We start from the raw sequence: 22,787 nt of genomic DNA on the forward strand, positions 1-22,787 counted from the left end.
CCGCGTCGCGTGCGTCAGGCCTCCTCGGATGATCAGTCATGGACGGAATCCTGCCAGGTGGAACAGAGCGCTTGAGTTGTCGGTCCCGTCCACCTATCGGTGCTCGGCCACAGCGGCGGCCGCGGCCATGGGGGACGCGAATATGGTCGCCCCAGCCTGCAGTAAAAAATTTGCAGGTCACGCCGTCTGCGACGGGCATCGCTACATCACCCCCGTCACGTTTGCCCAGAATGGACCGGGGGACTTCATGGAAGGCCTCGCACCCAGCCGCGGCCCACTTCACCCCAGCGAGCTGGGTACTAGGAAACAATGGCGGCACGCCCACGCATGTCGCCAGAACCCTCGCTCAGAAGACCATCCAGTGACCACCGAAGAGTGCTTGAAGAACGAACCTCACTCCGAGGCCAACCAGTACGAAAAGGGCAAGAATCAACACAAGGGCGGCTGCGAATTGGCCGCCGGGATGTCTGAGGAAACGACTCCAGGTCGACCGCCGGATCTTCATAGGCTCACCTTTACCCACCGCTGCGGGGTACGTAAAGCACAATCCGGTGAGCTACCGTCCCGGATGGCCTGTGCGGTCAACGGGTGGACCTTCGGCAGGGAATGACACCTGACGCAGGCGCATGATCATCTCGGCCGGCCGGTACAGGATGTACGGACCGATTTCGAACACCCCGAAGCAAACCTTCTGTTGGGACGAACACCTGGGTCCGTCCCCGGCGGCACCAGTTATGCGGTCGACTTCGTAGCGTAACGATTCCCTTTCGTTCGGCGTGCCCAAAGACCGGTCGAGAGCGGTGGACGATGAAGGTCGAGTGCGACGGTTCCCCGGGAGCGGAGCCGCCTGGCGCCCGATGCCGTCGAGCCGGGCCAGGTCCCCCCGCCGTCCTCATCGTCGATGCGCGCGAACGCAGGCCTCATCCGCGACGCGCCGTGGCGACCGGCGACCGGCGCTGCGCCGTATGGATCCAGGGCGGGTGAGACAGCGGTCCGGGGTGACGAGGCGCCGGTCAGAGACCGAAGGCCCCGCCTCCGATGAGGATGAGCAGGCCGATGGTGATCAGGACCAGGGGGAGCAGGATGTGACCCCAGCGGGCGAGGGCCCTGGCGATGACGGGTCGGATGGCGAAGAACCTGCCGGCGAAGCACCACACGGCCACGAGCAAGAGGAACACCGCCGCGTACACGCTCATCCCGCCGATTCCGGCGGTGGCGAAGACTGGCACGTAGACGCCGATGTTGTCGCCGCCGTTGGCGAAGGTGACCGCGGCTACCTCCAGTGGGGCCGGCCCGCCCGCCCTGGTCAGTTCCTCCGCCTCGTCCCCGTCCCCCTCGCGGTGGTCCTTCCACGCCTGCCAGGCGGCCTTGAGGCCCAGGGCGAGCGGCAGCAGGCCGAGGTAGGGGATGGCGGACTCGGGCAGGAAGGTGGCGCCGAACGCGGCGGCCACCGCGACGGCGAGGATCGCGGCGAAGCCCAGGTACTGGCCCAGCACGATCCGGCGGGTGGCTCCCGGGTGGCCGGCGCCCTGGGCGCAGAACAGCGCCAGGATCAGGAGGTCGTCGATGTTGGTGACGGCGAACAGGCCGGCCGCCTGCCCGATGATGCCCAGGTCCACGAGCAGGTGCTCTCCTTCGGTGCGGGTGTCCCGGTGACGCTACCGGGGACTCATCCGGCGGCGGCCGCGGGGCCGGAGTCCGATGCCCGCCCTCCCCGCCGCACGACGCCGCCGACGCTCAATCACCCCGGGGCTGCGGCGTTCGACGAGGACCACGTCGCGCCATGAGGCGTGGTGGCGGCCGATGCGTTCGCGGGTGCCGATGACGCGGAACCCGGCGCGCGGGTGGAGGACGAGGCTGGCGGTGTTCTCCGGGAAGCTGCCGGACTGCACCGTCCAGATGCCAGCCGCGTCGGTGGTGGCGAGCAGGGCGGTCAGCAACGCGAGGCCGACGCCGCGTCCGCGGGCGTCGGGGTGAACGTAGACGGAGTGCTCGACCACGCCGACGTACGCGCGCTGGTCGGAGGCCGCCACCAGGGCGGCCCACCCCAGAACCCGGCTGCCGTCGAGGGCGACCAGGCGGTGGGCGGGCAGCTTGGCGCTGTCGAACGCCTCCCAGGTGGGGGCGCTGGTCTCGAAGGTGGCGTTCCCCTCCTCGATGCCGTGCTGATAGATCGCCAGGACCTGCTCGGCGTGCTCCGTCCCCATGGGCGCGATGCGCACGCCGGCGTCGGTGGCCGTCACGCCGCGGGCTCGACGCCGAGTTCTGCGAGCAGGTCTCGGATGCGCCGCTCGATCTCGTCGCGGATCGGCCGCACTGCGGTGACGCCCTGCCCGGCCGGATCCTCCAGCTGCCAGTCCAGGTACCGCTTGCCGGGGAAGTACGGGCAGGCGTCGCCGCACCCCATGGTGATCACCACGTCGGACGCCCGCACCGCTTCGGCGGTGAGGACCCTGGGGGTCGGGCTAGGCTGGGCGCGTCTTCGCCGTCCTCCACGAGGGAGGTCACCGATGACCGTCACGGCCCCCGCCCCGCAGGCGGCTCCCGCGGCCAGGATGTGGCCGCTGTACGCCGCCGGGTTCACCACCGCGTTCGGCGCCCACGGCATCGCCGCCAGCCTCGGCGGCCTCTCCGACGACGCCGTCACCTCCCTCCTCGTTCTCGGCGGACTGCTCGCCCTCTACGACGGTGCCGAAGTCCTCCTGAAGCCGGTCTTCGGCAGCCTCGCCGACCGCATCGGCGCCAAGCCCGTCCTCGTCGGCGGCCTCGTCGCCTTCACCGCCGCCTCCGCCCTGTACGCGATGGCCGGCAGCCCCGGCTGGCTGTGGGCCGCCCGCCTGGGACAGGGCGCCGCGGCCTCCGCCTTCTCCCCGTCCGCCTCCGCACTGGTCGCCCGCCTGAACCCGGCGGCCAAGCACGGGCGCGCCTTCGGTAGCTACGGCTTCCACAAGTCCCTTGGCTACACCTTCGGCCCCCTGCTCGGCGGCGTCCTGGTGTGGGCCGGCGGCCTGCGCCTGCTGTTCACCGTCCTCGCGGTGCTCGGCGCGGCGGTCGCCGTCTGGGCCGTGCTCGCCGTGCCCGTCGTACCGCCGCTGCCCAGGACCCGGCAGACCGTCCTCGACCTGGCCCGCCGGCTGGCCGATCCCGCCTTCCTCGCCCCGACGACCGCGCTCGCCGCGGCCACCGCGGCGCTGTCGGTCGGCGTCGGGTTCCTGCCGGTCTCGGGTCGCGCCGCCGGGCTGGGTACCGTGGCGACCGGGGCGGCAGTCTCGGTGCTCGCCGGCTGTGCGGCCGTCGTCCAGCCGCGGGCCGGACGCGCTCTGGACGACGGCCGCCTCACCACCCGGACCGGCCTGGCTTCGGGGCTGTCGCTCACCGCCGCGGGTCTGGCCTGCGCGATGCTGCCGGGGCTGACCGGCATCCTCCTCGCGGCGGTGCTGATCGGCGCCGGCACCGGGCTGATCACCCCGCTCGGCTTCGCCGCGCTGGCCGCGAGCACCCCCGTCGAACGCCTCGGGCAGACGATGGGCTCCGCCGAACTCGGTCGTGAACTCGGCGACGCGGGCGGCCCGCTGTTCGTCGCCACCATCGCCTCCATCACCACGCTCACCCATGGCTTCGGGGCGCTCGCCGCGCTGACCGGGTTCCTCGCGGTGGCGGCGTTCCTGCACCGGCGCCCGGCGTCGTCCGTCGCGCAGACGCAGACGCCCCACTGAACGGCCGCACATGCCTCATCAGTTCCGGTGTCGGCGCCGCAGCAGACGCCGGGCGACGAGCGCCGCGGCCACGACGCCGAGCGCGATGAATGCGTAGAGCTGGTAGCGGGTGATCTCGTCGTAGAGGGTGGTGATGTGGGTGCCCGCCACATAGGCCAGCGTCGCCCACAGGCCCACCCACAGTGCGGCGCCGAGCGTGTTGAAGGCGAGGAAGCGGCGCCAGGGCATGCCGCTGGTCCCGGCGATGATGCCGTTGGCCTGGCGCAGCCCCTCGATGAACCGGGCCACGGTGACGATTGCGCCGCCGTGGCGGGTGAAGAACTGCTCCGCCTTGTGAAAGCGCTCGGGAGTGAGGAAGACGTAGCGGCCCCATCGGTGGACGAAGGCTCGTCCACCGGAGCGGCCGATCAGGTAGCCGACGTTGTCCCCGGCGACGGCCGCGACGAAAGCGATCACGGCGACGGCCACGATGTTCAGCTGGCCGGCCCCGGCGTAGACCCCCGCGGCGATCAGAATCGTCTCGCCCGGGGCGGGAACGCCGAAGTCCTCCACGAAAACCACGGCGCCAACGGCCCAGTACCCGTAATGGCCGAGCAGGGGGGCGAGGTGGGCCAGCGGGCCAGGCAGGGGCGGCGCCATACCTGCACTGTACGCCGCACCCCAGACCCGGTGCGCCGCCCAGCAGGGGCAGGGCGAGGATGACGGCGCTCCCGTGCCCGGTGTTCTCGGCGCATGCGGTATCGCTATGGGAGACGGCGGCCACCATGCAAGGGGCACGGCCAGTGAGCGGGCCTGGGGGAAGCGACAGGGGCGCTGACCAGGAAGTACCCAGCATGCGGCGGGGACGGCTGGCTCGCCGTCCGGGGTGCCGAACTGGTGGGGTCGGTGATGGTGGCTGCTCCCGTACCCGGTGCCTGAGGGAGATCCCGCTCCAGCGGGTGTGGGTTCGTTCTGGCAGCTTGCTGTCGATCCGGAGTACCGGGGTACGGGGCTGGGGCAGCGGCTGCTGGGCGGTGAGGAGCGCATCGCCACCCTCGTCGGTGGAAACGACACCCCCTGGGGCCACGGCAGGCACGTGCTGGCGGAGGGAGAGGACGAAGTGCTCCGGCCTTGAGTGCGGGGCTGGGATCGCCGGCCGGCGGGGCGACGTCGTTCAGTGGGGGAAGTGGTGCGGCAGTTCCCTGGTGAAGGCGGCGGCAGCGGGGGAGAGCCAGCGTCGGCGATGGCGGGCCAGTTGGACGGTGACGTCGGGGAACTGCGGGCCGGGCACCTGTGCCAGGCGGCCCGCTGTGAGCGCGTCCGCGACATTGGCGCGGGCCAGCAGGCTGAGGCCGAGGCCCGCCGCGACGCAGGACCTGGCGACCTCCAGACTGCCGAAGCGCGTGATGCGGGGCCGCGTGCCCTGGGCCGCGGTGAGCAGCCGCTCAAGGAAGCGGTCGCTGTACGAGCAGCCCTGCTCGTGCAGGAAGTAGTCCTCGCGGGCCAGCTCCGCCCAGTCGGTGGGCGAATCAGGGGCTCGGCGGGCGGCGGGATGCTCGGGCGAGCAGACGAGGACCAGCGGTTCGCGGGCCAGCGGCGTGCATTCGATGTCGGGGAACGGGGCCTCGTCCTCCAGTAGCAGGGCCAGGTCCAGCTCGCCGGTGCGCAGCGCGGCGACGGCGGTCGACGTCCCCATCGTGCGCATGTCCACTTCGATCCCGGGGTGGCTGCGCCGGAGCGCGGCGATGACTCCCGGCAGCCGGGCCGACACCAGCGTCTCGCCGGCCGCCAGCACCACACGCCCGGTCACCCGACCGCCCGTGCCACCGGCCGAGGCGGCGACCGCCCGCAGCCGGGACTCGGCCTCCAACACCGCCTCGGCCTGCCCCAGTACCTCGCGTCCGGCGCCGGTGAGCACCACCCCGCGCGGCAGCCGGTCGAACAGGCACACGCCGAGCTCCTTCTCCAGCGCCTGCACCTGGGCGGTCACGGTGGACTGGACGAGGTGCAGGCGTTCCGCGGCGGCGGTCAGGTTCCCGGTCCGGGCAACGGTGGTGAAGGTGCGCAGGAGTCTGGTGTCCATGCTGTAGACGATAGCCCTCACCATCGGATACACCGATGACTCACATCAATATCCATTGTTTGTGGCGATGTCTGCGCAGTGTGACAGTGGAGGCATGAACCCGAAGACGCACCCCGAAATCCTGCGCTACACCGCCTTCACCACCGACCCTGCCGGTGGCAATCCGGCCGGCGTCGTGCTCGACGCGGCCACACTGGACGACGCCGCCATGCTCGCCATCGCCGCCGAAGTCGGCTACTCGGAGACCGCTTTCGTCACGGCCGCCGACCACGCGGCGCGCCGGTTCCGGCTGCGCTATTTCAGCCCGCTCGCCGAGGTCGCCTTCTGCGGCCATGCGACCGTCGCCACCGCGGTGGCCCTGGCCGAGCGGCTCGGCCCCGGCCCGCTCGTCTTCGACACGCCGGTGGGCGAAATCGCCATGGACACCTCCGCCGAGCCCGAAGGCTCCGTGACGGCGACGCTCACCAGCGTCCCCACCCGCTCCCGGCCGGCGGCCGACGAGGAGCTGAACGCCTCCCTCGCCGCCCTGCACTGGGCTCCCGAAGACCTCGACCCCGCACTCCCCCCGCACGTGGCCTTCGGCGGAAACGAGCACCTGGTCCTGGCCGTGGCCACCCGCGAGCGTCTCGCCGCCCTCGACTACGACTTCGACGCTCTGGCCGAGGTGATGCACCGTCACGGTTGGACCACGCTCCAGCTGGTCTGGTGTGAGACGGGGGACCTCTTCCACGCCCGCGATCCCTTCCCGATCGGCGGTGTCGTCGAGGACCCGGCCACCGGAGCCGCGGCCGCCGCCTTCGGCGGCTACCTGCGCACCCTCGGCGCCCTCCCGCCCTCGGGCGCCTTCACCATCCGCCAGGGCGAGGACCTCGGCCGGCTCAGCCTGCTCCGGGTCGAGGCATCCACCACGGACCCGCGCGTACGGGTGAGCGGACAGGCCGTGGCGATCGCGGCCACGAGCGCACGCACCGGCGAGGCGGAAGCCGTGTAGCCGGTGGCACCGGGGTCAGGGCCGGCGCGGCTCCCGGGCGGTGCGGTCCGGCGGCAACGCGGCGCCGGAGGACCCATGGGTGGCGGGATCGGGTCGTCGATAGCTGAGCGCCGTGCGCAAGAGCGTCGGATCGTCGCGCAGGCCCCGCAGCACGACCGCCACGACACGCGGGTCGGGATCGGCGGCGTACCGGGCCAGCGCGGAGTCGTCGAGGACACCCAGGCGGCGCAGTCCGCCGAGGGCCCGGCCGCGTACGGCACCGTCGGCGTGCCGGGCCAGCGTCAGCAGCAGCGGCTCGTCCCGTGGGTTCCGGTACTCGGCCAGGCCGCTCACCGCAGCCGGCGTCACCGCCTCGGGGTCGGCGCACCAGGCCCGGTAGCGGGCGTGCGGATCACCGCCGACGGCGCGCAGTCCACGGCCGGCAAGGCCACGTACCCAGGGGGAGGGATCGGTGAGGTACGGCACGAGGCGCTCGGCGGCCGAGCCGGCTGCCAGCCGTTGCACGGCGGCGCCGCGGACCACGCCGTCGGACGCGGCGAGCAGCCGGTCCAGGACCGCATCCGCATCCGGAAGCTCCAGGACCATCGTGGCGGCGAGCCGCCGGAGCTTGCGGTCGCGATGCCCGGCGGCGAGAGCGGCCAGGTCGCCGGCGGTCGGCAGCCGGGCGGCGAACGCGTACCGGAGGGCCCGGGTTCGTACCTCGGACGTTTCGCACGCGGCGAGGAAGTCGAGGAACCGTTTCCGCGCCGCAGTGTCCCGTCCCGCCGCGACCGCGGCGCGGATCGCCTCGAAGCGGTCCCGGTGCGCCTGGTCGGCCGTCAGCGCGATCCGGTACAGGGCGTCCGCGTCCAGCAGCCCGGCGGCCACACCGGCCCGTATCCCCGCCACCCTGGCGTCGGCCCCCCGCCACCCCCGACAGGCCAGCAACTCCCGAACGTCCGCCTCCCGAACGCCGCCCGTCCGCGCGAGTACCGCCTCTCGCGCCCAGTTCCCATGCCTTCGGACGCCGACGCGGAGCGCCAGGACGACGAGAGAACGCACGCAGTCGTCACCGGCTGAGGCGAGGGCCTCGGTGAAGAGCTCGCGGGCCTGCCCCCGCACGCGCTCGTCGTTGTCCGCACAACGCAGCAGGACCAGCGCCGGCGGCGCGGCCGGACCGCCGGCGGCCAGCGCGGCAGCCCGGACCCGCGGGTCGGCGTGACACAGACACAGCGCGAGCTCGGACTCGGTCGGCACACCCGCCCAGGACGGCCCCTCCACACCCCAGTACGGGGCGGTGTCCCAGTCCGAGACCTCACGTTCATCGAACCAGTGGAACCCCACCCGGAGCCGGGAGGAGAAGTTCCACCCGGCCACCCGGCCCAGAGTCCCCAGGAAGACGTCCGCGTCGAGCCGGACCCAGTCCTCAGCCCGCCCGGCCCCCACCGCCGCGGCCACACCCTTGCAGTGCAACAGCCGCTCACCTCCGCTCAGGAGCCGGCCGGGCAGCAGCGATATGTTCACCATGAGCGGCACCCTAGCCCCACCCCGCTCCACCCCATCCACCTGGGAATTCTGCCGTGGCAGACGCGCTGCGCTCTCACCTCGCAGGGGGATCCGCGGGTCACTTGTCCCGCTGGGCTGCTGCGCCCCATTTGCGTACTGCCCACACGGCGAGCGCGGTGCACGCCGCCGTGATCAGGCTGGCGGGGAGCTCGGTGAGCAGGCCCTGGACGACGAGGGTCAGTGCCGTGTCGATCATGGTGTCTCCTGGTGTGATTCCGATAGACCTCCTCCACGGTCGGGCTGCCCGCAGGCGTCCTGACGTGCTCTGACGCCCGCAGACAACTCAAGGCGCGGATTTACGAGTTCGGACGCGGTACGTTGCCCGTCGGACGTAGTTGGACGCTTCTGGACACTCTGCGGGGGATCACGCATGGCCCGGCTCACGGCTCCCACGTTCCCGCCCGGGCCTCGCAAGAGGCTGAGCGATGAGCTGCACCTGGCTCACCGACGGGCGGGATGGCCTTCGGTGCGGGACCTGGCCCGTGCGCTGGGCACCGGCGTGGTCAGCTCGAGCCGGATCCACGACGCCTTCACCAAGCCCCGGCTGCCGACATGGGGGCTTGTCCACCTGCTGGTGGTCGAACTCGCCGGCCGGACTCCGGGAGCCGTTGCGGCAGCCGAGGTGAAGCGGTTCCACCTGCTGTGGGACGGGGCAGCAGAAGCGGACTCCGCGCCGCAGGTGGACCACGTGCCCCCGGCGGTGCCGCCGACGATGCCCCAGACCGTGGCGACCTCTCATGTGCCGGTCGGAAGGCTCACACCGCGAAGCATCCTGCTCGCCGACCTTGAGCGCTTCAGCCGTCGAGACGATGTCGAGCAGGCGTACATGCGCCGGATGCTCTTCGGCCTCCTTGACCGTGTTGCGGAGGCTGCTGGCATTGGCGCGGCGGCGCGGCGGCAAGCGGACCGGGGTGACGGGGCCATCGAGCTGATCGATGCCGCTGTCCCCATGGCCGATCTCCTGCGCGCCATCCTCGGAGTGGTTCCTGCCGAACTGCGTACGGTCAACCGGCTTGCCGCGACCTCGGTCCGACTTCGCCCGCGGCTGGTCCTGACCACGGGCAGCGTGAGCGTGGACGCACAGGACGGCTGGGTCGGGGCTGCGCTCAACGAGGCTTGCCGACTGCTCGATGCGGAGGCGATGCGGGCAGCCATGCGCGAAGGCGAGGACGACTATGCGCTGTGCGTATCGGACTCCGTCTACTGGGCCACCGTGCGCCAGAACCACCACGGCATCCCTGTGGAGGCGTTCCGTGAAATCACCCTCCCTGTGAAGAACGGCACCCTGCAGGCGTGGTTGCACCAGCCCCTGCCGGACTCCGATTGACAGGCCGTTGCGGCACCCACCCTTGTGGTGGTGGGACGGGGTGCAGCGGTCCGTGGCCGGACAACTGGGAGGTGACGGTCCAGATGCGCGCGGCGCGTTCCGGGGCCACCGCGTACGCCTATGCGGATGTCCGTGCGGACGGCCCCGCGTTCTGAGGCACGACCAGCGCGACGATTTTCGACGGGGCCAAGGTCCGGGTGCACATCATGCAGTCCTGGCGTACTCCGGTGATCAGGCACCCAAAGGGTTGCGCGTCCTCAACGCGCCTGCCACGCAAGGGACGTCCGGCTCGTCCAGGACGAACAGGTACTCGCCGCCCGGCGCACGGGAGAATCCCCTCGCCGCCCCCACGGGACCCGACGAGCGGGTCGACCACGAGGGGTAGGCCCTCCAGGGAACGGCCGATGTCGCGATGCCCGGCAACTCGCCGCCGCCGCTGCCCGCTTCGGCAACGTCCTGCACCGCCCGCCGCCCGCGCAGTGGGAGCGCACCCTCCTGTACAGCTACCCAGAACCCGCCGAACGGTCCTGAGCTGGGTCGCCGTGCAGACTGCACGAACTGCGCCACCACCTGCGCGACGCCCGCCGCCGGCTGCCGGGCCCGCCGGCCGCCGACAACTGACGGCTGCGGCGGGTCCAGGCCCAGTGATCGCGAGCACGTGAACGGTCACGACCCGGAGCAAGCCGTTCCGCCCCGGCTGGCTGCCGGGGCGGAGCAGCGGGCAGGGGGTTGTCGCTCAGCCGCTGCAAGGCCGGCGGCGGCGCCGGATGATCACCGCCGTCCCGCCCGCGAGGACGAGTGCCGCACCCGAGCCGCCCGCGAGCAGCGGGGTGCGGGACGAGGTGTCGTTCGCCTTCTCCTGGGGGCCGTAGCCGCTGGAGTAGCCCCCGGCGTCGTACGGGGAGCCGGGCAGCTTGTCGGCGTACCGGGCTTTGACCAGCCGTTGGTAGTCGCTGAGCGACACCGCTGCCCGGCCGCCCAGTCCCTCCCGGGCCTGGTCGTTGAGCGGTGCGACGGTGGTGAGCTTGAGCTGGTACCAGCCGCGGATCTGCGGCTCGGAGAAGACCAGCGTGCCGGGGGTCGCCTTCCCGGCGTACGTGGCGTCGCCGTCACCGTCGCGGATGGCTGCCAGGTGCCAGCCGCCGCCTTGGGTGGGTGCCAGCATCACGGTGGCGTTGCGGCCGTTTACGGTGGCACTCAGCGAGGAGACCAGCTGCGTCAGCTTGACGGCCTCGGTGGGCAGCGGCTTCGCCGTGCCCGCCACGAAGCCGGGGGTGATCTCGTTCAGCGCCACCGGGTCTTTGATCGTGAAGGCCGGCAGCCCCTGGCACGCCTCGGCCGAATCGGGGATCGTCTGCACCGGCCCGCTGTCGCCTGCGGGCAGAGGTGTGCTCAGGAAGCGGCAGACGGCGTTGCGGACGTCCGTCGACTTCACCGCGTCGAGGGCGGCCTGGTAGTCCGGGATGTCCGCCGGGAGCGGGTCCTTGGCCGGGGCCGCGTGAGCCGGGCCGGCGAGGGACAGCAGTGCGGCCGCGATGCCTGCGAGGAGGAGGGACGGGCGGGAGGAGCGGAACTTCGCCCGCCCGCTGGACGTTTCGGTGGTGCTGGTGTCGCGCACGTCGCCTGCCTTAGCGGGAGATGCCGATGCGGGAGTGGGTCCACTTGGACGAGCTGTTGCTGACGTAGTCGTTGTAGTTCCACCACGTGTACGTGGCGGTGTCCGGCCACGGGTCGGCCACGGCGATCGTGTTCTGCGCCGTGTCGAAGCCGTAGACCACGTTCATGTGACCGCCGCCGGAGGTCCACCCGATCCGAGCGCCGATCGGCCGGGCCGCCTTGACCTCGGTGTACACCTGGTTGAACGTGGCCGCGCTGTTCAGACCCGACCCGGTGTGAGCCATGCCCAGGCTGCCCCAGGCCCTGGCCATGTCGTCGAGCGTGGCGGGCTGGTTGTTGCAGCCGTAGTAGGGCTGGGCCCGGTTGCAGAAGTCCGTCTGAGTGGAGCCGTAACCCTGGAACTTGGCGATGGTCAGCCCGGAGGCGACCCAGCACCACTGGGTCTTCTCCTGCTTGTACATGGTGATGGTGTCCTGGCCCGCTTCCGCGTGAGCCGTTCCTCCGGCGGCCGCGAACAGGCCCGAGGCGGCCAGTGCGACGGCCAGTGCCGCGGATTTGCACCTGCGTGTGCCCATGCTTCTGCCTTCCCCTGATGGGTGCGACGAGACGATCGGGGCGATCCAGCACTGAATATGACAGTGCACCATGTCACGGTCACGCAAGGAGGACAGCGGGGAATTCATGCCACCTGATGATTTGTCATGTAATCGCGCGGCTCGGACTCCGACCGGCAGCGTCCCCTCCCGCGATCACCGTCCCACCCGCCGCTCCGACGGCCAGGCCCGACTCCGCCCAGACCCGCACCGGCGCTCCGCGGCGAAGACGGGGTGATGGCCGTGGTACAGCTCGGTGGTGATCAGGGCGTCGTCGCGCAGCCGTACCAGCTCCAGGCGCCCCGGCCCGAGCACGAGGCGGGCCTCGTCGGTGCGAGGAGTGACTTCCAGTCAGGCGCGGCCGGCGTGATCGACGTCGATGACGTACTCGAACATCGCCGAACGGTAGCGGCCCCCGGGCGCGGACGGGATTCACCGGCCGGGAACGGGCCGGGGCGTAGGCGGTTCGGGGAGGCGGATGCCGGTGGGGTCTTCCATGATGCCGCCGAGGATCTGCCGGTAGAGCGGAAGGGTGTTGCCGCCATTGGCCAGCAGCGCGACAGCGACGCCCGCATCAGGGACGATCCCCAGGAACGCGCTCTGGCCGCTGGTACTGCCGTCGTAACCGATCACCCGGCTCCGGCCCCGGTCGGACAGCTCCCACCGCAGCCCAAAGTCGGGCAGCCCCACCTGGGGCTCGGCCATCGCCCGGACGCTGCCCTCGCTGAGCACGCGCGTGCCGTCCGGGGCCCGGCGGCTCTCCACGATGCGGCAGCTCGCCCCGCTCTTTGGGGTCTCTTCGGCGACGGTCTGCCGGGTCATCGTCAGTGGCCGTCGCCCGGCCAAGCGCGCGGGACTGCCCCAGGGCAACGGGGCGTGCTACCTGGGGTCAGGTGTCCCCGGCAGGCTTCGCGCGATGTCGACGTCGTCCCGCAGCGCGCTGAAGCGGGGATAGCTCGCGGCTGGCGCCCAGGACACGGACGTGGAGCTTGTCGCCCACGCGCGGTGGTGCCACGCTCGCGTCCCACCACGAGGGGTGTTTTACCTGGTGGACGAAGCCAAAGACGCCGTTGGCCCCGTCCACTTCGACCTTCACGCCTACGGGCGCGACCCCGACGACGGTCACGTCGAGATCCTGGTGGCCACGGAATCTCAATTCGGACCTCCAAAGATGTTGATCCAGCCGCGCCACTGCGTCAGTTCGTTGAACCGGTCGAGCTTTTCGACGGATATCTCGAACTCCAGTCGTACGGCGCTGCCAGGGCCGTTCCCGTCGTGGATCTTCACGTGGTGGGCGAATTCCTCAAGGAACTTCGGATGCATCTCGTACTTGACCACCCCCCTGGCGAAGTTCGCCCCTGCTGGCCCGCCGTACTCGGCTGCCAGGGCCTCCTCGCCGAAGTAGAACTTTCCATTCGAAGTGATGCCACCGCCGATGTCCACGCCTGGCTAATGGTTGGCCGGGTTCGGTCCGTGCTCCAGCTCGTACTGGGCATGGGCCCCCTTCGAAGTGAGGTAGATCGGCACGTAGTCCGGAGCCAGGCCCAGGCGGTCCGTCCAGGCGCGCGGGTTGGCCACGACCTTGGCCGTGTGCCAGCCCGGTCGTCCTGGCCATGACCACCGACCGGGAGGACAGTGGCGGCATGTGGAGGAGTGCTGCTCCCGCTGCGCAGCTGCCACCCCGGAGCCAGTACCAATGCCAACTCACAGCTACCCAAGCCAGCCAGCGAACTCCCCGGGCCCTGCCACCGCCGGCGCCCGCACACCGCGGTTCTCCCAGCACCAGGTCGTGCGAGAGGTCCTGACTGTTACATGTCGATTGCTACGGCCGGTCCCCCCAGGGGCGGACCCGCCCAACCACGTGCAGTCGGCGGTCCAGCGGAGCACGGAGCGCGGCCATGACGCCCTCGCTGATCTCCTTGTGGTCGAGCCACCGGGTGTCCGGCGCCTGGCCGGTGAATCCAAGGATGACGCTGCGGTGGCGCTTATGGCTCAGGGCTTCGGGCGCTCGGAGCGGTTGCGCGGTGGGTGCTGCGGCCCTGCTTCCGAGAACCTCCACTACGAGCGCGTCGTCCGAGAGCGTGTCGGCGACGGCAGAGTATGCGTGCGGCCGCTCTTCGGCATGCACCCACAGCACGGCCAGCCGGAACGGTCCCGTGCGCGCGGCCGCCCCGAGCAGCGCCTCCGCGAATGAATTGGGCTCGGTGTAGTCCGCGGTCACCGATACCAGCAGACCGCCGTTGACGCCCCAGGTTCCCAAGGAGTCCGGCCCGGGGGGCCTTCGGGACACGACGACCGTCGTGTGGCCCTCACGCACCAGCGTGGCCACGGCCGGGGCCAGCATCCCCGTGCCACCGACCACCAGCACGGGACCCTGCACGGCCGACTCGGCGAGACTCATATGAGCATGCTCGCATGTCTTGTCCCGGGGGAAGCCGGCTACTTGATCCGCCGCTCGGACCGGCGCCGAGCCCGGTCGCCACACTCGGCCATCAGCAGCTCGGCGAGGAAACCGCGGTAGGTCATCTGGTCCTTCATCGCCCGGTCGGCGGTCTCAGCGAGCTCATTCCTGATCGACGGAAGCCGCAACAGGCGGCAGGCGGTGTCGATGGCCCTGTCGGTGACGGGTGACAGGATCGAGGGGTGCTGATCAAGGGAAACGACGTCGGCCCGTTGGTGGCGGGCGAGTCACTGCCGGCCCGCCCGGGCTTCTGGTCGAAGCATCTTCCGGCGATGTGAGGCGACGGGGAGTGTGCCGAGCGTCACCTGTACCTGCACAGCCTCCAGCCCGCCATCCCGATACGGATCAACATCAGGATCCGGGACGCCCCACAGCCGCCACCGGGAGACGTCGAAGGCTCGGCCACGGTCACCCTCGAAGCGGAAACCGGTCTGCCGGCCATCAGCCGGCTCACCTACGGGCCCGCAGTGAAATGAGCCTGCCACGCCCCGGCCGCCTGTCCGCCGGGGCGGTGTGTCAGGCCATGGCGAGCCGATCCACCAGCAGTTGCACTCTCTGCTCGGCGTCCTGTGGCAGCAGCCGCCCCGCGCGGGTCAGGGTCGCCAGGCCGTGCAGGGACGCCCAGAACAGCTCGGTGAACAGCCCTGCGGGGACGCCGTCCCCGGCGACCTCGCCCAGGGTCTCCATCAGCGCCGCGAACGCGTCTTTCAGCGGCTCCGGCGTGTCCTCCCGCGCGTACGCCAGGCCGCCGTCGAGCTGGAACAGGGCGTCGTAGACGGCAGGGTTGCGCTCGGCGAAGTCGAGGTAGGCGCGGGCGAGGGCGGTGACCCGCTCGCGCGGGCCGCCCGCGGACGCCGCCGCGGACCGCACCGCCACGGCCATCTCGGCGGCCCCCTCCAGGGCGACGGCGCCGATGATCTCGCGCTTGCCCCGGAAGTGGCTGTAGAGGACGGGCTGGCTGTACTCGACGCGCTCGGCGAGCCGGCGCGTGGTGACGGCCTCCCAGCCCTGCTGCTCGGCGAGTTCGCGAGCCGTCGCCACGATGAGGCGCTCGCGGAGCGCCCGTTCGCGTGCCTTGCGTTCCTGTACTGACATGCCCGAATCCTAGCACCGCTAGACAATCCAGCGGCAGCAGCGCTAGCGTTGCTAACGTCAGCTAGCAACGCTAGATCCCAGGAGGGGCGCCATGCTCAGCGCACTTGAGGTCATCACCACCGTGGTCGTCGGCCTGATGGTGGGAGTGGAGTTCTCCGTCGCCTTCGTCATGAACCGGATCTTCAACGCCCTCCCGGAGGACGCCGGCCAACTGGCCCGCTCCCACGGGGGTCGCATGCTCGGCGCCGTGATGCCGTTCTGGTACGTCGGCTCGCTCATCCTCGCCGCGCTCTGGTCCGTCGCCGGATGGCACCAGCCCGGCACCGGCCTCGTCGTCACCGCCGCCGCGCTGCTGATCGTCAGCGTGATCATGTCGGTCCTGCTGCTCGTCCCGATCAACAACCGGGGCAAGACGTGGACCCCCGACAACCGGCCCGCCGACTGGAAGGAGCAGATGAACCGATGGGACCGCTACCACTACGTCCGCGTCGCCGTCATCATCGCCGCCTTCACCCTCCTGGCCGCCGCCCTCACCTGACCGCAGGCGCACCCACCCACCCACCCACCCACCCGCCGCCAGCCGCAACTGCTCGGCCGTGCGTACGAAATGCGCCACCGCCGCCCGCGTATCCATCCGGGAGCCGGACATCGAACAACACCCACGAACTCCGCCGGTATCCGCAGGACGCGGGACCCGGGGACGCGACATCCATTCACCGACAGCGAGAGGAAGTCCCGACCATGGCCAAGCTGCAGAGTCTCGACCCGAACACGCCGATGTTCGCGCAGTTCGAGGCGAAGACCGGTCCCATCGTCCTGGCCAACACCTTCTTCGTCCCGAAGGAGAGGACGGAAGCGTTCCTGGTCCTGTTCCGGCGGCAGGCCGAGTTCATGGAGGCCCAGCCCGGATTCGTCTCCCTACAGATGCACAAGGGGACGGCGGCCAGCCGACTCCTCATGAACATCGCGGTCTGGGATTCGACCGAGGCGCTCGCCACGGCGCTCGGCAGCCCGGAGTTCCAGCGCATCGCGGCCGAGTTCCCCGACGACATCGTGTCGTACCCGCACATCTTCGAGCAGATCGACGCCTGACACGGCAGCTGTCGCCGGGGGAGGGCAGCAGGGGAAGCCCTGCCCTTCCCCGGACGGTCACGCATCCGCACCATGCCGGGGCGCCAAGCCCCGGGCCGAATCCTCACGCCGAGCCACGCCCGGCCGTGAAGCGATCCCCTCCGTCCCTCCGGCCCCAACCTCGAAGGAGAACCGCCATGTCACTGAAGAAGATCAATACCGTCCTGGCCGCCGTCGTCACCCTGTTCGTCTTCTACCTCGGCCTGTCCTTCATCCTGGCCCCGGCGGCATCCACTCCTGGCGTCGGCCTGCCGACCTGGCCCGACGGAGACGGTGGTGGCTTCCTCGTCATGAAGGGCATCCGCGAGTTCTCGATGGGTCTGGTCATCGCAATCCTGCTGCTGACGGGCCACCGCCGCGCCCTGGGCCTGGTCCTGCTGATGGAGGCCGTCGCCCCGTTCGGCGACATGATCAACGTTTTGGCCCACCACGGGTCCGTCGCCGCCGCGTTCGGAATTCACGGCCTGACCGCGGCGGTGATCGCGATCTGCGGCCTGCTGTTCCTCCGTGAGACGGGCCCGGCCTCCAAGGCCTCCGCCCCCACACCCGACGCGCAGCCCGCCTGACGGCTGCGAGCCCGTGTCACCCAGGGGCGCGCCATTCCCCTCCAGGCTGCTGAAGATCATGGCGTCTCGCCAGCCGTCGTGGAGCAGCGCCGTGTGGCGCAGGTGGCCTTCATGCCTCATGCCGATCTTGGACAGTACTCGGGAGGAGCCGAGGTTCCTGGGGTCACACGTGGCATGGATCCGATGAAGCCCCAGTTCCTCGAACCCTTGCTGTAGCAGGTGCCGACCGATTTCAGTGCCGATGCCCTGGCCCCACATCCCGGGATGCACGACGTACGCGATCTCTCCCTGGCGCTGCTTGGGGCTGCGGGTTCCTGGCTCACTCAGTGCTCGGTCGCCCGTCTGTTCCTCCCGTGAGGCGGCCTTGCACCTGCAGTCTTAACGTCGACAAAAACGCTCGGGGCCCGAACCGAAAGGGTGACAGCACTGACTGCGGCGCGGCGCGCCCGCTGTCTTACTCCGTAGGCACGACATCGTCCCCTGCCCTGTTACCCGTCGGCGGGCAGTCCGGCTGGCAGGAGTGTGTGTGAGCAGTGCCGCTTCGATGCGGAGGAGCATCCCTGAGCCGTGGCAGCGGGCTCCGTACGCCGCGGCGATCCGTGCGTCGGCCGGCGACATCACGTTGCGGGATGTCGAGGGCTGGTGCATGCCTGGACATCGGGCGCTGGTCCTCGAAGGCGGACGCCGCGGACCGCGGCGTGGTGGACCGCTGCGTCGGGCGTGTCCTGGACATCGGGTGCGGGGCCGGGAGGCTCGTCGAGGAAGCCACCGGGCGCGGGCACCGTGTCCTGGGGATCGATGTGTGCCCCACCGCTGTCATTTCCACGGTGTGCCGAGGTGGTACGGCAGCGAGCCGGTCGGTGTTCGATCCGCTTCCCGAAGAAGGCCTGTTGGACACGGCGCTCCTCGTCGATGGGAACATCGGCATCGGAGGGGATCCGCAGCGCCTGCTGGAGCGCGTCCGCGATGTGGTTCGTGCTCGGGGGCTCCTGATGGTGGAGACGGAACCTACGGACGTGGACGAGCGGCGCCGGGTTCGGATGCACGTGGGTCAGACGGCGGCGAGCCCCCTGTTCGCCTGGGCGTCCGTCGGCGCCCGGGCGCTGGAACGGTACGGCCTGGTGTCGGGCTGGATGCCCGCCGAACGGTGGCTCGGTCCCTCGGGGGAGCGTCACTTCGCGGCCTTGCGGGCCCGTCCTTGAGCCCGGATCCTCCAACCCTCCAGCGGTCGTCGGTGCAGCCCCGACCGGACGAGCAGGATCACCGCGGAGGCGAAGAACAGGCCGGCGGTGACGAGGAGCCAGCGGGCGAGGAAGCCGTCCGGGGACAGGGCGGTGTAGGCCCTGTAGTGGCCGCCATGCTGAAGGATCAGTGGCCACCAGACGAGGAAGAGGACACCCGAGACGAAGGCCGGGACACGGATGTGGTTCACGCTCGGTCGCCGGGCAGCATCGCCCGGGCTGGTCCGGCGCCGGAAGAGGAGCTGCGCCGCCCGGTCGGTGAACGAGTAGGCGGGGAGCAAGACCAGGTCGTGGAGGAGGGCGGCGCCGACGAACCAGACCACGACACCCGCCGTATTGCCGTTGAGGAGGCGGATTCCGGCGTAGAGGGCAAGGGCGAAGCAGGCGAGTGTGAGCAGGAGGTGGAGCGGGGAGGCGCCGTAGCGCCGGCGGATGGCCGCGGCCATGCTCTGTGCGGCGTGTCTCATGTGGGTTCTCCGAAGGTGAGGCGGGTGACCCATTTGGTGTTGTGGACGCCCGGCGCCCCCGGGATGATCACGCGTGCCGGGTAGCCGTGATCCGGCGACAGATCGGCCCCGTTGACCCGTATGGCCAGGAGCGAACGGTCGTCGCGCGCTTGATTGGCGGCCAGCACGACCGAGCCGAACGAACCGCCGCGCTGCACCGACTCCACCAGGACGTGCGGAGTCCGCGTGCCGAGTCCCACAAGGGCGGCGAGGTCGGTCAGGCGTACCCCGGACCACCGCTGGTCCGTGGTCGACCAGCCCTCAACGCACGCGATCGGCAGGGCCGCCTCGTGCTGCGGCATAGCCAGAAGCATCTGGCGGGTCATCACCTCCTGACGACCTGGACCCCGCACCGTCAGCCGCCAGGCGGGACCGATGTCGCTGGGCCGGATCCCGCTGGAGGCCGCCGTCTTGTTGATCTGGAAGCCGTTCGGGCCCGTGCCCGGATCACGGCCGTGGGGCGCCAGGAAGGCGGTCTTGCGCCACCAGCCGCCGATGCTCTGCCCGGCGGTCACCGCCAGCAGGGCCAGGGAGCCGGCGCCCACCATGGCGACCGCTCCCCGCCGGGAGATCGTCGCATCCGCCGGACGGGGAGTGACCAGCCCGGCAGCTTCGTCCGAGCCCGGCGCGCGCTGCATCCCCGGGCCGCCGCGGACCGCGCGCACGGCCCGCCTCAGCCGAAAGGCGACGTGGACGACGAAGGCGGCCACGAACACCCAGGCACCGTAGAAGTGCAGGGTGTAGAAGGAGCCCGGGAAGACATAGTCGAGCTGGATGTTGAGGATCCCCGTGGCGAACGTGAACCCGGCCCCGCCCACCAGCAGCAGGAGCGAGAGCCGTTCGAGGGCGTGGGCGGCGGAGCGGACCGGTGGCCATTCGAACAGCCTCGGGATCACCGACCACAGCTTGGCCAGGATCACGGGCACCAGGGCCACACCGAGGACGGTGTGCACCCCTTGCGTCAGCCGGTACAACCAGTACGGCGAGGTGGGCCACGTGAACAGGTAGAACCCGAGCCAGCCCTTGTCCGGAGTCTGGTCGTTGCGCGGGGCGAGGTTCGGGTTGTAGGCCGCGTACGACAGCAGCCCCGTCACGAACAGGACCGCGACCCCGACGAGCAGGATGAGCCCGAACACGCTCGTCAGCCAGGGTCCCCGCAACGGACTGCGCCAAAACGACGGGCGCGCCGGTCCCGGCGGCGGGCCCGCCGCCCGTACCTGGTTCACCGCTGACCGCAACCGCTTGGTGACCAACCCCCGCAGGGGCCGCGCCGAGGCAGCCGGCCGCCCCGGCGCGCCATCCGACCGGTCATTTCCGCCACTTGCAGCCACCTGGAACTTCTCCACACGTGTCCGGCCCATCGGGCATGAGCGTCCGGGAGAACATCCCGCAAACGCGTCCGCAAGCAGCCGACGACACGCAGCACCACCCTTACGGCTCTGCTGCGCCCGGCGCCCACCGAGGGGCTGCCCCACCGGCGAGCGCACGCCGGGACGTGGTCCGCCCCCGGCACCTCACGCAGCGGTCACCCGCCTTCTGCCGGGACTGCGGGTACTTGTCGGAGGTACCCGGGATGGACCCCGCCCGGGGCCTACGTACGCCTGGCGGGAACGATCACGGTCGGCAACCGGAGGAGCGACCTCATCGCGGTGGAAGCCCCCACCAGCCAGGACTGGATGGAGCCCGATACACCGGCCGGCACCGCTCACGGGCCGGGCACTCCACCTCCACGACCAGATGCTGCGCGGCCTTCGGGCACCGCGTCGTGCCCGGCACCCGGGCACCGTTATGAGCTCTCCGGAATGAATTCCTCCGCAAGGCTTGACGTAGGCCATGGGTCGGACGGATCGTGATCGCCTCAGCTACGCGAGCAAGCGCTGGAGGTACCGTGAGCAAGCTCCGCACGACAGCGATGGTCCTGCCGAAACGCACCGCCGTCCGCACGGCGCCGACGCGACCTGAGGCAGAGCTGAGCAACGAGGAGCTTCTCGAACGGTACCCCGCCGTCGCCGAGATCATGGCCCGCTGGAACCTTGAGCGAATGAGCGACGCCGAGATCTGAACGGGCTGCCGCGCGTCAGCACCCTGCGCGGCTCGCCCACGGCATCAGGAAGGACCGCGCGACCGCCCCGGCGGCACGGCTGCGTATCAGCCGTGCCGGAACCGGCGCCCTGCCGGCGGCGACGGCGGAGGTATCCGCCCATCTGATCAGCGTCACCACATCGGCCGTACGAACGTCAAGGGCGGCCATACGATCCTCTCCACGACCCCGGACGCCCCACCGCTCGCCGCCACCGCCTTCCGATCCCCGCTGGACGGCCGCCGCCTACGCCGAGGACGCCCGCATCCTCCGTGACGTCACCCCGGTCTCCGTGGCAGGAGCGGCGGCGGGTGCTGTCCTCTTCCCACCCTCGGGAGCAGGAGGGGGCACCTGCGGTGCAGCAAGGAAAATGGTGCGGTGACGAGCATCAGTGACGACCATGTGAAGGTCCACTTCCGGATGGACGTAGACGAGGACGGCTGGCCGCCGGCGAGCGTTGAAAGCCTGTGGGCGGTGGACCTCGGCGACGGCACCGTGCGGCTGGACAACACCCCGTGGTTCGTCCGTGGGGTCGCGAGCGGGGACGTCATCAAGGCGGATCTTGATGACGACGGTGTTCTCTGGGCCGGAGAGACGGTGCAGCCGTCTCAGAACTGCACCATCCGGCTGATCGTGCTCAAGGACGAAGGCTCAGCTGCTGCACGGCAGAGCGTGCTGGAGGTCTTCCACCGTCTCGGTACGACCGGCGAGGGGATCGAGCGGTACCGGATGGTCGCGCTGGATGTCCCACCGGATGCGGATTTGTCGCAGATTCGGAAGCTTCTGGAGCACGGCGAAGGCCAGGGATGGTGGCACTGGGAGGAAGGGTGCGTTACCGCTGCTTGGAGCTCCACGGCCACGGACTGAACGGCTGCGCGTGGTGCGGGAGGGCCGCCGAGGTCCCTGTCAGTGGAGCCGTGGATGATCGGGCGCATGACACATGGTTCCCGAGAAGCCCTTCGATCCCTCGCCTTGCAGCACCTGTCGCCCGAGGACGCCGAGAAGTGGCTGGGTCTGCTTCGCCCCGGCATGCGTCTTGAGGTAGCAACTGGCACTGATGACGCTGTGGGTCGGCTCGGAGGCCTCCCCGCCCTGCCGGCCATCGCGGAGTGGCCGGTGTGGGAGGGACATGGTCCGCTCTCCTTCGTCGCCTCGATCGACTGCGCGCGTCTGGCGGCGGCCGCGTTGGACATCGATCTGCCTGAGGCGGGAACGCTGCTGTTCTTCTACTTCGATGGTCAGCTGGACGACGGCGAGGCCCTCGTTCTCGCCGAGGACCGGGAGAGCTGGGCAGGTGACCGTGTGCTCTACGTGGCGGCCGGCGAGGAGGTGGCGGAGCGTGGGACGCCCACAGGTCTTAAGCCGTATCCGATGGTGCCGCTGGCCGCGCGGGTGGAGATGACAGCGGCCGAGCCCTGGCATCCGTCCGTCCGGGCCGCCTTCGCTCCGGGCGCCCCTCTTGGGAACCGGTACGGCCATTCCGTCTGCTCGCAGGAGTTCCTGGACGCGCTGTGGGAGCTTGAGGACGAGGTAGGTCACCAGATCGGGGGCCATGCCTACTCGGTGCAGAACCCGGTGGAGATCGAGATCGCGGAGGCGGTCCTGGACGGCGAGGTGTCCTGGGCCGACCCTCGGCTGTCCGAGGAGGCGGGCAACTGGGTGCTGCTGGCCCAGTTCGACAGCGAGGATGCCGAGGACATGATGTGGGGCGATGCCGGAGCCCTGTACTGGCTGATCCGCCCGGAGGACCTGGCCGAGCGGCGCTTCGAGCGGGCGATGTTCACCTGGCAGTGCGGCTGACGGCCGCGATGCCTCCCGCCTGGGGAGTCGTTGAACCAGCAGCCGCCGGTGGCGAG

The 22,787-nt window shown here is 70.7% G+C and carries 26 protein-coding genes and 3 pseudogenes; 12 read left to right on the forward strand and 17 right to left on the reverse strand.

Annotated elements, in window-relative coordinates:
• The first annotated feature begins 361 nt into the window (after positions 1-361).
• Complete coding sequence (locus tag ACZ5NJ_RS21885) at positions 362-610, forward strand: hypothetical protein (protein WP_468766761.1); 249 nt, start codon at positions 362-364, stop codon at positions 608-610.
• Positions 611-1,013: 403 nt separating this feature from the next.
• On the opposite strand, the gene ACZ5NJ_RS21890 is transcribed toward ACZ5NJ_RS21885, so the two are convergent.
• The 3 genes and pseudogenes from ACZ5NJ_RS21890 to ACZ5NJ_RS21900 form a co-directional block, all read right to left on the reverse strand.
• Positions 1,014-1,619, reverse strand: a complete 606-nt coding sequence (locus ACZ5NJ_RS21890; protein WP_468766762.1) for a cadmium resistance transporter — start codon at positions 1,617-1,619, stop codon at positions 1,014-1,016.
• A gap of 39 nt (positions 1,620-1,658) precedes the next feature.
• Positions 1,659-2,243: a GNAT family N-acetyltransferase gene (locus tag ACZ5NJ_RS21895; RefSeq protein WP_468766763.1), complete on the reverse strand. Its 585-nt coding sequence runs from the start codon at positions 2,241-2,243 to the stop codon at positions 1,659-1,661.
• Positions 2,240-2,461 (reverse strand): annotated as a pseudogene (locus ACZ5NJ_RS21900) (low molecular weight phosphatase family protein); the annotation flags it as partial. The pseudogene ACZ5NJ_RS21900 and the gene ACZ5NJ_RS21895, both read right to left, overlap by 4 nt.
• Positions 2,462-2,510: 49 nt before the next feature.
• Between ACZ5NJ_RS21900 and ACZ5NJ_RS21905 the strand changes: the two are divergent.
• The gene (locus ACZ5NJ_RS21905; RefSeq protein WP_468766764.1) at positions 2,511-3,716 is read left to right on the forward strand and encodes an MFS transporter; all 1,206 of its coding nucleotides are present in this window, start codon (positions 2,511-2,513) and stop codon (positions 3,714-3,716) included.
• 18 nt (positions 3,717-3,734) lie between these two features.
• On the opposite strand, the gene ACZ5NJ_RS21910 is transcribed toward ACZ5NJ_RS21905, so the two are convergent.
• Complete coding sequence (locus ACZ5NJ_RS21910) at positions 3,735-4,355, reverse strand: DedA family protein (RefSeq protein ID WP_468766765.1); 621 nt, start codon at positions 4,353-4,355, stop codon at positions 3,735-3,737.
• A 301-nt stretch (positions 4,356-4,656) separates the two neighbouring features.
• Between ACZ5NJ_RS21910 and ACZ5NJ_RS21915 the strand changes: the two genes are divergently transcribed.
• Positions 4,657-4,830 carry a GNAT family N-acetyltransferase gene (locus ACZ5NJ_RS21915; protein WP_468766766.1) on the forward strand — a complete coding sequence of 58 codons (174 nt, stop codon included), beginning with the start codon at positions 4,657-4,659 and terminating at the stop codon, positions 4,828-4,830.
• Between the two features lie 39 nt (positions 4,831-4,869).
• Here ACZ5NJ_RS21915 and ACZ5NJ_RS21920 read toward each other — a convergent pair whose 3' ends face one another.
• Positions 4,870-5,778, reverse strand: coding sequence for a LysR family transcriptional regulator (locus tag ACZ5NJ_RS21920; protein WP_468766767.1), 909 nt, complete (start codon positions 5,776-5,778; stop codon positions 4,870-4,872).
• A gap of 94 nt (positions 5,779-5,872) precedes the next feature.
• Between ACZ5NJ_RS21920 and ACZ5NJ_RS21925 the strand changes: the two genes are divergently transcribed.
• Positions 5,873-6,769: a PhzF family phenazine biosynthesis isomerase gene (locus tag ACZ5NJ_RS21925; RefSeq protein WP_468766768.1), complete on the forward strand. Its 897-nt coding sequence runs from the start codon at positions 5,873-5,875 to the stop codon at positions 6,767-6,769.
• Between the two features lie 15 nt (positions 6,770-6,784).
• On the opposite strand, the gene ACZ5NJ_RS21930 is transcribed toward ACZ5NJ_RS21925, so the two are convergent.
• Both ACZ5NJ_RS21930 and ACZ5NJ_RS21935 read right to left on the reverse strand, forming a co-directional pair.
• Entirely contained in the window at positions 6,785-8,275 is a 1,491-nt protein-coding gene (locus ACZ5NJ_RS21930) for a hypothetical protein (protein ID WP_468766769.1), read from the reverse strand.
• Between the two features lie 97 nt (positions 8,276-8,372).
• On the reverse strand, positions 8,373-8,510 hold the full coding sequence (locus ACZ5NJ_RS21935; protein WP_468766770.1) for a hypothetical protein: 138 nt from the start codon (positions 8,508-8,510) through the stop codon (positions 8,373-8,375).
• A 270-nt stretch (positions 8,511-8,780) separates the two neighbouring features.
• Here ACZ5NJ_RS21935 and ACZ5NJ_RS21940 point away from each other — a divergent pair, with 270 nt between their 5' ends.
• A complete protein-coding gene (locus ACZ5NJ_RS21940) occupies positions 8,781-9,641 on the forward strand; it encodes a hypothetical protein (RefSeq protein ID WP_468766771.1) in 861 nt (286 codons plus the stop codon).
• Positions 9,642-10,377: 736 nt separating this feature from the next.
• Here the strand turns inward: ACZ5NJ_RS21940 and ACZ5NJ_RS21945 are convergent.
• The 7 genes and pseudogenes from ACZ5NJ_RS21945 to ACZ5NJ_RS21975 form a co-directional block, all read right to left on the reverse strand.
• Positions 10,378-11,259 (reverse strand): hypothetical protein, encoded by an 882-nt coding sequence (locus ACZ5NJ_RS21945; RefSeq protein WP_468766772.1) that lies wholly within the window; start codon positions 11,257-11,259, stop codon positions 10,378-10,380.
• 10 nt (positions 11,260-11,269) lie between these two features.
• Positions 11,270-11,833, reverse strand: a complete 564-nt coding sequence (locus ACZ5NJ_RS21950; RefSeq protein ID WP_468766773.1) for a papain-like cysteine protease family protein — start codon at positions 11,831-11,833, stop codon at positions 11,270-11,272.
• A gap of 450 nt (positions 11,834-12,283) precedes the next feature.
• On the reverse strand, positions 12,284-12,673 hold the full coding sequence (locus tag ACZ5NJ_RS21955; protein ID WP_468766774.1) for a hypothetical protein: 390 nt from the start codon (positions 12,671-12,673) through the stop codon (positions 12,284-12,286).
• Between the two features lie 330 nt (positions 12,674-13,003).
• Positions 13,004-13,294, reverse strand: a complete 291-nt coding sequence (locus tag ACZ5NJ_RS21960; protein WP_468766775.1) for a hypothetical protein — start codon at positions 13,292-13,294, stop codon at positions 13,004-13,006.
• 379 nt (positions 13,295-13,673) lie between these two features.
• Positions 13,674-14,252, reverse strand: coding sequence for a Rossmann-fold NAD(P)-binding domain-containing protein (locus ACZ5NJ_RS21965; protein WP_468766832.1), 579 nt, complete (start codon positions 14,250-14,252; stop codon positions 13,674-13,676).
• A gap of 15 nt (positions 14,253-14,267) precedes the next feature.
• Positions 14,268-14,488: pseudogene (locus ACZ5NJ_RS21970) on the reverse strand (ATP-binding protein); the annotation flags it as partial.
• 340 nt (positions 14,489-14,828) lie between these two features.
• Complete coding sequence (locus ACZ5NJ_RS21975) at positions 14,829-15,407, reverse strand: TetR/AcrR family transcriptional regulator (protein WP_468766776.1); 579 nt, start codon at positions 15,405-15,407, stop codon at positions 14,829-14,831.
• Between the two features lie 91 nt (positions 15,408-15,498).
• Between ACZ5NJ_RS21975 and ACZ5NJ_RS21980 the strand changes: the two genes are divergently transcribed.
• From ACZ5NJ_RS21980 to ACZ5NJ_RS21990, 3 genes are all read left to right on the forward strand, one after another.
• Positions 15,499-15,945: an anthrone oxygenase family protein gene (locus ACZ5NJ_RS21980; RefSeq protein ID WP_468766777.1), complete on the forward strand. Its 447-nt coding sequence runs from the start codon at positions 15,499-15,501 to the stop codon at positions 15,943-15,945.
• A gap of 203 nt (positions 15,946-16,148) precedes the next feature.
• Positions 16,149-16,499 (forward strand): antibiotic biosynthesis monooxygenase family protein, encoded by a 351-nt coding sequence (locus ACZ5NJ_RS21985; RefSeq protein WP_468766778.1) that lies wholly within the window; start codon positions 16,149-16,151, stop codon positions 16,497-16,499.
• A gap of 176 nt (positions 16,500-16,675) precedes the next feature.
• Complete coding sequence (locus ACZ5NJ_RS21990; protein ID WP_468766779.1) at positions 16,676-17,104, forward strand: DUF4267 domain-containing protein; 429 nt, start codon at positions 16,676-16,678, stop codon at positions 17,102-17,104.
• A gap of 174 nt (positions 17,105-17,278) precedes the next feature.
• On the opposite strand, the pseudogene ACZ5NJ_RS21995 reads toward ACZ5NJ_RS21990, so the two are convergent.
• A pseudogene (locus tag ACZ5NJ_RS21995) lies at positions 17,279-17,362 on the reverse strand (GNAT family N-acetyltransferase); the annotation flags it as partial.
• A 371-nt stretch (positions 17,363-17,733) separates the two neighbouring features.
• Between ACZ5NJ_RS21995 and ACZ5NJ_RS22000 the strand changes: the two are divergent.
• Positions 17,734-18,306, forward strand: coding sequence for a class I SAM-dependent methyltransferase (locus ACZ5NJ_RS22000; RefSeq protein ID WP_468766780.1), 573 nt, complete (start codon positions 17,734-17,736; stop codon positions 18,304-18,306).
• Here ACZ5NJ_RS22000 and ACZ5NJ_RS22005 read toward each other — a convergent pair.
• Both ACZ5NJ_RS22005 and ACZ5NJ_RS22010 read right to left on the reverse strand, forming a co-directional pair.
• Positions 18,276-18,812 carry a hypothetical protein gene (locus tag ACZ5NJ_RS22005; protein WP_468766781.1) on the reverse strand — a complete coding sequence of 179 codons (537 nt, stop codon included), beginning with the start codon at positions 18,810-18,812 and terminating at the stop codon, positions 18,276-18,278. The genes ACZ5NJ_RS22000 and ACZ5NJ_RS22005 overlap by 31 nt on opposite strands.
• The gene (locus ACZ5NJ_RS22010) at positions 18,809-20,089 is read right to left on the reverse strand and encodes a molybdopterin-dependent oxidoreductase (RefSeq protein WP_468766829.1); all 1,281 of its coding nucleotides are present in this window, start codon (positions 20,087-20,089) and stop codon (positions 18,809-18,811) included. Before ACZ5NJ_RS22010 ends, ACZ5NJ_RS22005 begins: the two co-directional genes overlap by 4 nt.
• A 650-nt stretch (positions 20,090-20,739) precedes the next feature.
• On the opposite strand from ACZ5NJ_RS22010, the gene ACZ5NJ_RS22015 reads away from it, so the two are divergent.
• The 3 genes from ACZ5NJ_RS22015 to ACZ5NJ_RS22025 all read left to right on the forward strand — a co-directional run bounded on the left by ACZ5NJ_RS22015 (position 20,740) and on the right by ACZ5NJ_RS22025 (position 22,731).
• On the forward strand, positions 20,740-20,913 hold the full coding sequence (locus ACZ5NJ_RS22015) for a hypothetical protein (protein ID WP_468766782.1): 174 nt from the start codon (positions 20,740-20,742) through the stop codon (positions 20,911-20,913).
• A gap of 396 nt (positions 20,914-21,309) precedes the next feature.
• A complete protein-coding gene (locus tag ACZ5NJ_RS22020) occupies positions 21,310-21,798 on the forward strand; it encodes a DUF4265 domain-containing protein (protein WP_468766783.1) in 489 nt (162 codons plus the stop codon).
• A 198-nt stretch (positions 21,799-21,996) separates the two neighbouring features.
• Positions 21,997-22,731 (forward strand): YwqG family protein, encoded by a 735-nt coding sequence (locus tag ACZ5NJ_RS22025; RefSeq protein WP_468766784.1) that lies wholly within the window; start codon positions 21,997-21,999, stop codon positions 22,729-22,731.
• The last annotated feature ends 56 nt before the right edge of the window (positions 22,732-22,787 follow it).

This window comes from Streptomyces sp. NPDC032091, from assembly GCF_055580265.1.